This window comes from Mesorhizobium sp. L103C105A0, assembly GCF_000502215.1.
Taxonomy (GTDB): Bacteria; Pseudomonadota; Alphaproteobacteria; order Rhizobiales; family Rhizobiaceae; genus Mesorhizobium.
This window is the reverse complement of the sequence record NZ_AYXF01000023.1, coordinates 20,373-30,273: the sequence shown is the minus strand read 5'-3', so window position 1 is coordinate 30,273 and position 9,901 is coordinate 20,373. Positions and strand designations below refer to the sequence as shown.

Genomic DNA, 9,901 nt, shown 5'->3' with positions numbered 1-9,901 from the left:
GAACGCTAGAGCAGCCGTTGGCGCGACTACGCTACCGGCCGCATTCACCTAGAGAGTTGGCAGTGAACTCATAGCTTAACGCTCGGTGGCGAGTCCCGGGTAGATGAACCATGAAAGGTGGTAAGCTACCGCGGATGAAGCAGAAAGACGCCGGAAGGTCGTTGGCGAGATTGGGTATAAGAGGGGATTGGGCTACAAGAATCGAGTACTCGCATCGACAATGGATTGACGGGATGTAGATCAATTTAGGACACAAAGTAGAGGCATCGATGTCGAATATTATGCCCGCACCATTCGCGCATAAGTTGTATTACCACATGGCTCGCATCAGGCGATTCGAGGACAGGGTTATTACTCTGGTCGATGACAATGAGATCGCCGGCGTGACCCATGAGTATAGCGGGCAAGAGGCGGTGGCTGTCGGCATCTGCGGCGCGCTAGCGGCCGCAGACATCATCACAAGCACCCATAGAGGGCATGGTCACACGTTGGCGAAGGGGGGAGACGTCGGCAAGATGTTCGCTGAACTGCTTGCCCGGACGACCGGATACAATCAGGGTCGTGGCGGATCCATGCACATTGCCGACATCGGACTTGGGATCTTCGGAGCTAATGGTATCGTCGGCGCTGGAACTCCTATAGCCTGTGGCGCGGCTCACAAATTCAAAGCCGCTCGCGAAAACCGCGTCGCCGTTTCGTTCTTCGGCGACGGTGCAATCAACCAAGGGGTTGTGCACGAGGCGATGAACCTCGCGGCGATCTGGCGGCTTCCCGTTGTCTTTGTGTGCGAGAACAATCAGTACGCGATTTCGACACCGCTCAAACAAGTCACCATCCTCGAACCCTATCTTCGTGCTCAATCCTACGGAATGCCTGGGGTGAGCGTCGACGGCATGGACGTGGAGGCAGTCTATCACGCTGCCCTCACCGCCACGGAACGCGCTCGGTCAGACAAAGGCCCGACTTTCATTGAGTGCCAGACTTATCGTTACTTCGGGCACTATACGGGCGAGCGTCACATGAAGATGAGTTATCGGCCCCAAGACGAGCTCGAAAGCTGGAAGTTGCGGGACCCCATCAAGATTTGGGCAGCCCGTATGGTGGAAGGCGGATTGTGCACGCAAGAAGACGTCGAAGCGATCGACGCGGAAGTTGACGCTGAGATTGAACGAGGCGTCGAGTCCGCAAGGAGCAGCCCGCAGCCGAACCCGGCGGAGGCGCTCGATTGCATGTACGCCGTGTCGTACCCGAACACTCCGGCGTGGGGAGTAGAGCCGTGAGACAGCTGAGATTTCTTCAGGCCATGAATGAGGCCTACCATCAGGCTATGGGCGCAGACGCGAGCGTCTTCATCATCGGGGAGGACATTCGAGGTGGAATTCGCGGTGAGACGAAAGGCCTGCATGGCGCCTTCGGTGATTCCCGCGTGCTCGACACGCCGATTTCCGAGGCTGCGTTCACCGGGTTCGCCACTGGGGCGGCTTTGGCCGGCCTGCGTCCGATCGTCCAGTTCCAAGTTCCGTCACTGATTTACGTTGCGTTTGACCAACTGGTGAATCAAGCCGCGAAGATGCGACTGATGCTCGGCGGCCAGGCTAATCTGCCAATCACATACACGATTATGGTGTCCGGCTCGCGGGGAGGAAACGCGGGCCAGCATTCGGACAATCCTTACCCGTATCTCCTCCATGCAGGTTTCAAGGTCGTTTGCCCTTCGAACGCCTATGATGCGAAGGGTTTGATGATCCAAGCAATTCGAGAAGACGACCCGGTCATTTTCATCGCATCCGCCATGTGCCTTCCGCAAAGGGGTCAGGTGCCGGAAGAAATCTTTGCGGTACCTCTCGGTCGCGGTGACGTTAAGCGTGAAGGCTCCGATGTGACCGTCATTGCTATTGGACACTTGGTGCCCGAGGCTTTGGCTGTCGCTGAGACCGTCTCTCAGAAGAATGGCATCAGCGTTGAAGTGTGGGATCCTCGCTCTCTCTTGCCACTCGACAGGGAAGGGCTTTTGAAGACGGTCAGGAAGACCGGCCGCGTGGTCATCTATGACGACACGAACCGTACTTGCGGCTTCGCAGCCGAGCTGAGTGCAATCATAGCCGAGCTGGCGTTTTCGTCTCTCAAGGCGCCGATCAAGCGCGTCACGCGGGCTGACGTTCCCATGCCGTTCAACCTTAGGCTCGAATCTGCGGTTCTGCCGAAGCCGCAGGAGCTTGAAGATGCCATCATATCTGTAAGGAGCTATGCTCATGCTTGAAGTTCGCATTCCGAAGATGGGTGCATCGACAGTCGACGTTGATCTCACGAAGTGGCACGTTTCGGTCGGGACCTCCGTCGTTCCGGGGCAGATTCTGGCTGAAGTGGAGTCGGAAAAGACGAACATCGAGATCGAAGCGGAAACTGCGGGCGTAGTTGCTGAGATCCTTGTCGACGAAGGGGCGGTGACGGGGGTCGGAACCGTCATCTGTCGCATCAAGACCGAGTAGGAGCGGGGCTGGAATGAATGTTCTTTCGCTCCGGTCGCGAAACTCCAGAAGTAACTCCCAAGGCTGGACGTCGGTCGCCCGCACTCTGGCGGCCGACGTCCGACCGCATGAGGCGCGGCGGGGCCTCCGGGCGGCCTGACACGTCAACTATACACCGATCGTAGAGACGACTATGGCACGCGACAAACGCTTTGAAGGCAAGACGGTTTTGATCACCGGAGGAGCTCGGGGTCAGGGTGCGGCTGAGGCCGTCCAGATCGCATCCGAAGGAGGGCGGGTAATCATCGGGGACATCCTCGACGACCACGGCAAACAGATCGCCGAGACCATCGGTGAAACAGCGTCTTTTGTACATCTCGACGTCAGTAGCGAGGAGGACTGGCAAAGCCTAATCCGCTTCCTAGAAGGACAGAAGACGGGACTTCACGGCCTAGTCAACAACGCGGCGATCTACCAACCGTTGCCGATGGACGAATCCAGCGTCGCGATGTTCGAAAGGCACTTCCGTATCAATCAGCTGGGTTGCTTCCTCGGCATGCGGGAAGCCGCGCCTCTCATGAAGGCAGCCGGCGGGGGCGCGATAGTAAACATCTCGTCTGTTGCCGGGATGCGTGGAAGCCGAACCTCCATGGCCTATACCGCGACAAAATGGGCCCTGCGAGGCATGACGAAATGCGCGGCGCTAGAACTTGCTCCAGCCGGAATCCGCGTCAACTCCATCCATCCCGGATGGATTGAAACGGAGATGCTGCTCGCTGAGGATCCTTCGGACAGAGAGCGCCAGTACGCGCTCATTCCGCTCAAGCGGGCCGGCACGGTCCATGAGATAGCGAACCTCGTTCTCTTCCTGCTCTCAAACGAGAGCAGCTATATGACCGGAGCGGAGATCGCGATCGACGGAGGGTTGTTGTTGTGAATCATTGGTCACCTCGAATGATCTCCCTTTCGCAACTCAACGTGCGCCCGCTCAGAGTTCTTCTCTATGCATAGGCAGAGCAGCCTGTTAACCGCAACCGGCAAGCCTGGTAGATAATTCCCGCGAAACGTAAAATAGCACAGTAGCGCAGATGCCTATCAACGTCAGAATGCCCGCCCTCGCTTCGGATATGGAAGCTGCCACCCTTGTGAAATGGATGTTCAAGGAGGGCGATGACATAAAAGCGGGAGACGTTCTGGCCGAGGTTTGTAGCGGAGGTAATACTGGTCAGATCAAGGCTGTTGCCGGGGGTACTCTGGAAAGGATCGTCGTCCCGGAAGGCGCTGATCGAGTAGAATTTAGGGACCTCGTCGCCGTTGTCGCCATCAAGAGCGAATCTGGTTCCGTTGCCGTCGCTCCCCGGCAAGCGTCCGACAAACGTGGAGAACCCGAGCCTCAAACTACAGTTAAGAACAGGGCCGAAGCTGCGTCCTCCGCAAGTAAAGGACCCTCGGACGATGCGGTTCTCGAGCTGTTTGAAGACGGATCATACCAACTTGTACCTCACGACGGCATGCGTAGGACGATCGCTCGTCGGCTGGTGACGTCGAAGCAAACTGTCCCGCATTTCTATGTCGGCGTAGACTGCGACATCGACGAGCTTCTGGCGCTGCGCTCCCGTCTCAACGATGCCGCGCCCAAGCCCACGGACGGCCTGCCGGCCTACAAGCTGTCGGTCAATGATATGATCATAAGGGCCCTGGCGCTTGCGCTGCGAAACGTTCCAGACGCGAACGTCTCCTGGACCGAGAACGCTATGGTAAGACACAGGCATGCCGACGTGGGGGTGGCTGTCTCGATCAGTGGTGGTCTGATCACGCCGATCGTACGCAAGGCCGAGCTGAAGACGCTCCAAGTCATTTCCAACGAGATGAAGGATCTTGGCAAGCGCGCGAAGGATCGCAAGCTAAAGCCTGAGGAGTATAAAGGCGGCACCACGTCAATCTCGAACATGGGCATGATGGGCGTGAAGGAGTTCGCTGCCGTGATCAATCCGCCGCACGCGACCATTCTTGCGGTCGGTGCGGGTGAACAGCGTGTAGTCGTCAAGAACGGTGTCATGGCCCCCGCGACAGTGATGAGCGTTACACTTTCCATCGACCATCGCTGTGTGGACGGCGCGCTCGGAGCCAAGCTGCTGCAGGAATTTAAGAGTTATATAGAGAATCCGATAGGCATGCTCGCCTGAGCAATATTCTGGTTTCGTGACGCGAGAGCCGATGACGCTGCCGGCCAATTTTTTCCATTGGGAGAATGCGGCCGGATGGGCAGCGGAGATCACCGCCACGGCAAGCTTCTTCCAGCTTCGCGCACGAACTATACTTGGCGATTGCCCAAACACCCAGTCTTTGAGCCGGACGAACGGCAAGGGCCATCGTGCTGAGCGAGAACCAGGGCGTGGTCTAGCCGATCTTACCAAAAGACGGGCGGACTGCTTGGCGCTAACCTGGTAGGAGCGGAGGTGACCGAACTAATCGACGAATTGATAGCGGCTGCGACCGACGATTTCCGAGATCCTGAAAGAAAGCGTGCTCGACGCCTTCGGCCGAGCGCTGAAAGCGTAGCGACGTCAGCGGGTAAAAAGGGCAACCCCCCTCGTCATCAATCGCGTTGATCTGTCGGCTAACATCCAATTCCGCTGAACGACAGGTGCTGGGCAGACGTTTCAAAACTGCCGACGCAGTCAAAGAAGATAGGTCGTAATAGCGGCGCGAAGACATCGCGGACGTGTATTCCGACTGTTGAGGAAAACCATAGCTGACAGACTGGCAGGCAAGATTGCAATCGTCACCGGGGTGGGCGAGGCATCGGCGCCTGTATCATCCCCCCTTTCCGGAGGAGGAGCAAAAGTCGCCGTTGCGCAGAGGAACTCGTAGCTTGAGGCGGTTCTCAACGAACGCATCATCTAAGTGAGGGCGGAACTTTCGAATTCCAGGGAAAATCGCCTTGGACGTGCAGACAGTCGCCGAGCGCTCGCCGGCTTAGACATCCTCCAACACAACGCCGGTGTCATGTTCAAAAAGACGGTCGACGAGATGACCAAGGTGGGCTGAGATCAGATGATGGACACCAACCTCATTCCTGTTGATAAAGGCGGCAATGCACGCCCCTTCGCAAGCGGGGTACCGGAAGCATCGTCAACATCGATTCAATCGAAGGGCGGCTTCATCGTGGCGCCCGCATCGGCTCACGCCCTTACCCGTTCCGACTTCGGATCATACATCGGCTTCAGCGACGCCTTGGCGGCGAAGCGCTCGCCGGCGATCTCGATCTCGTAGGACGACGCCAGCACATCCGCCTCGCTCTCGCCCTGGCACGGCACGTAGCCGAGCCCAATGGCGCCGCCGAGATGATGGCCGTAATCGCCCTAGGTGACCGGGCCGACGATCTTGCCGTCGCGCAGGATCGCCTCGTTGTGGAAGAGCAAGGGTTGCGTGTCCTTCAGGCGGAACTGCACCAGCCGCCGGTTCAATCCGGTTTCTTTTTTCCTCAGCACGGCATCGCGGCCAAGAAAATCGCCCTTGGCGGTCTTCACTGCGAAGCCAAGGCCTGCCTCCAGCACATTGTCCTCGTCGGTGATGTCGTGGCCGAAGTGCCGGAAGGCCTTTTCGATGCGGCAGGAATCCAGCGTGTGCAGACCGCAAAGCTTCAGGCCGACATCGGCGCCGGCCTCCTCGATCGCCTCGAACACATGGGCTGCCTGGTCGGTCGAGACATAAAGCTCCCAGCCGAGCTCGCCGACATAGGTGACACGGTGGGCCCGTGCCAGCCCCATGCCGATTTCAATCTCCTGAAACGTCCCGAACGGATTGGTTTCGTTGGAGAAATCGTTTGGGCTCAGCTTTTGAATCAGTTTCCTCGCATCCGGACCCATCAGGCAGAGCACCGCTTCGGCGGCGGTGACATCGGTGATGACGACGAATTCATCGGCGAGCTGTCTTCTTAGCCACGCGAGATCGCGCTGCAGCGTGGCGCCGGGCACGACGAGGAAGGCGCTTTCCGACAGGCGCGAGACGGTGAGGTCGCTCTCGATGCCGCCGCGCTGGTTGAGCATCTGGGTATAGACAATCTTGCCCGGCGCCACGTCGATGTCATTGGCGCAAAGCTTCTGCAGGAAGGCGCAGGCATCTCGACCCTCGACGCGGATCTTGCCGAACGAAGTCATGTCGAACAGGCCGACGCCGTTTCGGATCGCCAGATGTTCGTCGCGCTGGTTGTCGAACCAGTTCTGCCGCTTCCAGGAATAGCGGTATTCGCGCTCCTGGCCGGGCCTAGCGAACCAGTTGGCGCGCTCCCAGCCGGCAACCTCGCCGAATGCCGCGCCGCGCGCCTTCAGATGTTCGTGGAGAGGGGAGCGCCTGATGTTCCGCGAGGTCGCCATTTGGCGGTACGGGAAATGGTCGGCGTAGAGCAGGCCGAGCGTCTCGGAGACGCGCTCTCTGAGGTAGCGGCGGTTTTTCTGGAACGGCTGGGCGCGGCGGATGTCGACCTCCCAGAGATCGAAGGGCGCTTCGCCGTCATTGATCCATTGCGCCAGGGCCATGCCGGCGCCGCCGGAGGAGACGATGCCGATCGACTTGTAGCCGGTCGCCATCCAGTAGCCGGAAAGCTCCGGCGCCTCGCCGAGATAATAGCGGTCGTCGGGGGTAAAACTCTCGGGACCGTTGAAGAAGGTGTGGATCTCAGCCGACATTCTCCAAGGCCCCGTGGGGTGGCTACAAGCAGTCCGGGATCGGCCGCGAGCTCGGCCGTTGGGGTCTCGAAAACTGCTTCGAAATGAAGCAGATCACCCGCTTTACCTCCGACCGTCCATGGGGATGGTACATCAAACCCGAGGAAATTTCCCGATGAATGAGCTGCGTGCCGCTCTCGAAATCCCTCTCAAGTCGCACCATCGTCGTTGCAGGCAAAACGTGACCGTGACGCAGGGTGCAACTTCAGCCGCCTGGCTGAAGTCCGTATTTGCATCAGTATCCCAGCCCGAGGCGGTGCTTTTGGAAGCAGCCTTTCGACTGCGCCGCTTCGCATCCGGCTATCGCGGTGAGGCCGCATGAGCCCCAAAACCATCCCGACCAAAGCCCGGGCCGTCATCATCGGCGGCGGTGTCTCAGGCTGCTCGGTCGCCTACCATCTGGCCAAGCTCGGCTGGACCGACATCGTGCTGCTCGAACGAAAGCAGCTGACATCGGGCACGACCTCGGCATGCCGCCGGCCTGATCGGCCAATTGCGCGGCTCGCAGAACATGACGCGGCTGGCGAAATATTCGGCCGATCTCTACGTTAAGCTGGAAGCCGAGACCGATGTCGGCACCGGTATGCGTCAGGTCGGCTCGATCACCGTGGCGCTGACCGAGGAGCGCAAGCACGAGATCTACCGGCAGGCCTCGCTGGCCCGTGCTTTCGATGTCGACGTGCGCGAGATTTCGCCTGGTGAAGTCAAGCAGATGTACCCGCATCTCAACATTTCCGATGTGGTCGGCGCCGTGCATCTGCCGCTCGACGGCCAGTGCGATCCGGCCAACATCGCTATGGCGCTGGCCAAGGGCGCCCGCCAGCGTGGTGCTACGATCGTCGAGAATGTGAAGGTCACCAAGGTCCATGCCAAGGCTGGCCGCGTCACCGGCGTTTCCTGGACGCAAGGCGACGAGCCAGGCATGATCGAAGCCGATGTCGTCGTCAATTGCGCCGGCATGTGGGCGCGCGAGTTCGGGCGCCAGAAGGGCGTCACCATCCCGCTGCATGCCTGCGAGCATTTCTATCTCGTCACCGAGCCGATCCCCGGCCTAACCCGCCTGCCGGTGCTGCGCGTGCCGGACGAATGCGCCTACTACAAGGAAGACGCCGGCAAGATGATGCTCGGCGCCTTCGAGCCGGTGGCCAAGCCCTGGGGCATGGACGGCATCNGGAAGACGCCGGCAAGATGATGCTCGGCGCCTTCGAGCCGGTGGCCAAGCCCTGGGGCATGGACGGCATCCGCGAAGATTTTTGTTTCGACCAGTTGCCCGAGGATTTCGAGCATTTCGAGCCGATCCTCGAAATGGGCGTCAACCGCATGCCGATGCTGGCCAGCGCCGGCAACAGTTGATCCAGACGATGCCGGCCCGGAATGCAGCCGCGACGCGCTCTGCGCGGACGTCGTCGGCCGACATCACCGCCGCCGCCAAACCATAGCGGGAATCATTGGCTAGCCCGATCGCCTCGGCCTCCGTGGAGAACGGCCGGACGCAGGCAACCGGACCGAAGATTTCCTCCCGCCAAACGTCGCTATCGAGCGGTACTTCGGTGAGGACGGTCGGTTCGACAAAGAAGCCTCTTGCAGGCATCTCCGGTCGTCTTCCACCACATGCAATTGTCGCGCCGGCTGCCCTGGCCGCCTCGACCGCCGACAAGACCTTTCGGTGCTGGGCTTCTGATACCAGCGGACCAAGCAGAACGCCCTCGTCGAGACCGTTGCCGATCGTGATCTTCCTCGTCTCCTCGACCAGGCGCGCCAGCAGCCGGTCGTAGATCCCTTCTTGGACCAGCACGCGCGAGGTCGCCGAGCACACCTGACCTTGGTTCCAGAAGATGCCGAACATGATCCATTCGACGCCTGCTCGATGTCGGCGTCATCGAACACGACGAAGGGTGACTTGCCGCCGAGTCGAGGCTAACGCGCTTGATGTCGCGAGCTGCCGCCGCCATCACTTTCGAACCGGTAGGAACCGAGCCGGTGAGGGCGAGCTTGTCGATGCTATGATGGTCGATCAGTGCCTGGCCCGCCTGCGCACCCAGGCCGGTTACAATGTTGAGCACGCCTGCTGGCAAACCGACTCGTCGGCGATCGCGCCCATCTCCAACGCGGTGAGTGGCGTCAGTTCCGAGGGCTTCAGCACCATAGTGCATCCGGCAGCCAGCGCAGGTGCGACCTTCCAGGCGGCCATCAGCAGCGGATAGTTCCAAGGAATGATCGCACCCGCGACTCCGACCGGCTCGCGTACCGCCTTAGAGGTAAAGCGGGCATCCGGAATCGCGATCGTCTCCTCCGGCGTATTATCGAGTTGATCGGCTAGGTCGGCATAGAATTCGAAGCAGCCGGCAGCGTCGCCTATGTCCCAGTCTGCTTCCGGGCAGGGCTTTCCATTGTCGATCACTTCCAGTTGGGCGAGGTCCCTCTGCCTTTTCCGGATACCGGCCGCTATCTTGCGGAGATATCCCGCACGTCCGGCACCCGAGAGCTTTGGCCAGCCTTCGAGGTCGAAGCAGCGGCGCGCGGCTTTCACGGCCACATCGATGTCCTCTGAGGTTCCGGCCGGAGCTTTGTGAATGACCTCCTCCGTTGCGGGGTTGATCACATCGAATGTGCCGCCCTTTACTGGGGAGACCCACGTTCCGTCGATATAAAGTTGGCTGCGCATCCCTGTCTTTCCGTTAGTGCGACGCCATTGCTGGCGAG

Annotated in this window: 9 protein-coding genes and 4 pseudogenes; 11 read left to right on the top strand and 2 right to left on the bottom strand. The window is 59.8% G+C overall.

What is annotated here, in order from left to right; all coding sequences use genetic code 11:
* Positions 1–269 precede the first annotated feature (269 nt).
* The 6 genes and pseudogenes from X727_RS136100 to X727_RS1000000169320 form a co-directional block, all read left to right on the top strand.
* Positions 270–1,280, top strand: a complete 1,011-nt coding sequence (locus X727_RS136100) for a thiamine pyrophosphate-dependent dehydrogenase E1 component subunit alpha (RefSeq protein ID WP_023835424.1) — start codon at positions 270–272, stop codon at positions 1,278–1,280.
* Positions 1,277–2,260 carry a transketolase C-terminal domain-containing protein gene (locus X727_RS136105; RefSeq protein ID WP_031204834.1) on the top strand — a complete coding sequence of 328 codons (984 nt, stop codon included), beginning with the start codon at positions 1,277–1,279 and terminating at the stop codon, positions 2,258–2,260. Before X727_RS136100 ends, X727_RS136105 begins: the two co-directional genes overlap by 4 nt.
* Entirely contained in the window at positions 2,253–2,489 is a 237-nt protein-coding gene (locus tag X727_RS136110) for a biotin/lipoyl-containing protein (protein ID WP_196815030.1), read from the top strand. The genes X727_RS136105 and X727_RS136110 overlap by 8 nt, the downstream gene beginning before the upstream one ends.
* Before the next feature lie 172 nt (positions 2,490–2,661).
* Positions 2,662–3,405 (top strand): glucose 1-dehydrogenase, encoded by a 744-nt coding sequence (locus tag X727_RS136115; RefSeq protein ID WP_023835421.1) that lies wholly within the window; start codon positions 2,662–2,664, stop codon positions 3,403–3,405.
* 151 nt (positions 3,406–3,556) lie between these two features.
* Positions 3,557–4,654, top strand: coding sequence for a 2-oxo acid dehydrogenase subunit E2 (locus X727_RS136120; protein ID WP_023835420.1), 1,098 nt, complete (start codon positions 3,557–3,559; stop codon positions 4,652–4,654).
* Between the two features lie 179 nt (positions 4,655–4,833).
* Positions 4,834–5,030: pseudogene (locus X727_RS1000000169320) on the top strand (dihydrolipoyl dehydrogenase); the annotation flags it as partial.
* Between the two features lie 623 nt (positions 5,031–5,653).
* Here the strand turns inward: X727_RS1000000169320 and X727_RS00930 are convergent.
* Positions 5,654–7,156: pseudogene (locus X727_RS00930) on the bottom strand (glycine cleavage T C-terminal barrel domain-containing protein); the annotation flags it as partial.
* Between X727_RS00930 and X727_RS1000000168270 the strand changes: the two are divergent.
* The 5 genes and pseudogenes from X727_RS1000000168270 to X727_RS1000000169705 all read left to right on the top strand — a co-directional run.
* A pseudogene (locus tag X727_RS1000000168270) lies at positions 7,141–7,317 on the top strand (aldehyde dehydrogenase family protein); the annotation flags it as partial. The pseudogenes X727_RS00930 and X727_RS1000000168270 overlap by 16 nt on opposite strands.
* Positions 7,314–7,520, top strand: coding sequence for a hypothetical protein (locus tag X727_RS1000000168265; protein WP_155923636.1), 207 nt, complete (start codon positions 7,314–7,316; stop codon positions 7,518–7,520). The pseudogene X727_RS1000000168270 and the gene X727_RS1000000168265, both read left to right, overlap by 4 nt.
* Positions 7,517–7,750: an FAD-dependent oxidoreductase gene (locus X727_RS1000000169710; RefSeq protein WP_023835417.1), complete on the top strand. Its 234-nt coding sequence runs from the start codon at positions 7,517–7,519 to the stop codon at positions 7,748–7,750. Before X727_RS1000000168265 ends, X727_RS1000000169710 begins: the two co-directional genes overlap by 4 nt.
* Complete coding sequence (locus tag X727_RS01000000165280) at positions 7,710–8,390, top strand: FAD-binding oxidoreductase (RefSeq protein WP_023835416.1); 681 nt, start codon at positions 7,710–7,712, stop codon at positions 8,388–8,390. Before X727_RS1000000169710 ends, X727_RS01000000165280 begins: the two co-directional genes overlap by 41 nt.
* A complete protein-coding gene (locus X727_RS1000000169705) occupies positions 8,387–8,551 on the top strand; it encodes a hypothetical protein (protein WP_023835415.1) in 165 nt (54 codons plus the stop codon). Before X727_RS01000000165280 ends, X727_RS1000000169705 begins: the two co-directional genes overlap by 4 nt.
* Here the strand turns inward: X727_RS1000000169705 and X727_RS01000000165275 are convergent.
* Positions 8,544–9,863 (bottom strand): annotated as a pseudogene (locus X727_RS01000000165275) (aldehyde dehydrogenase family protein); the annotation flags it as partial. The gene X727_RS1000000169705 and the pseudogene X727_RS01000000165275 sit on opposite strands and share 8 nt — an antisense overlap.
* Positions 9,864–9,901: the final 38 nt, after the last annotated feature.

Excerpts from the sequence above, each read along its gene's own strand:
- X727_RS136100 (WP_023835424.1), top strand. The coding sequence starts at position 270 with ATGTCGAATATTATGCCCGCACCATTCGCGCATAAGTTGTATTACCAC.
- X727_RS136110 (WP_196815030.1), top strand. The coding sequence starts at position 2,253 with ATGCTTGAAGTTCGCATTCCGAAGATGGGTGCATCGACAGTCGACGTT.
- X727_RS136115 (WP_023835421.1), top strand. The coding sequence starts at position 2,662 with ATGGCACGCGACAAACGCTTTGAAGGCAAGACGGTTTTGATCACCGGA.
- X727_RS136120 (WP_023835420.1), top strand. The coding sequence starts at position 3,557 with ATGCCTATCAACGTCAGAATGCCCGCCCTCGCTTCGGATATGGAAGCT.
- X727_RS1000000168265 (WP_155923636.1), top strand. The coding sequence starts at position 7,314 with ATGAATGAGCTGCGTGCCGCTCTCGAAATCCCTCTCAAGTCGCACCAT.
- X727_RS1000000169710 (WP_023835417.1), top strand. The coding sequence starts at position 7,517 with ATGAGCCCCAAAACCATCCCGACCAAAGCCCGGGCCGTCATCATCGGC.
- X727_RS1000000169705 (WP_023835415.1), top strand. The coding sequence starts at position 8,387 with ATGATGCTCGGCGCCTTCGAGCCGGTGGCCAAGCCCTGGGGCATGGAC.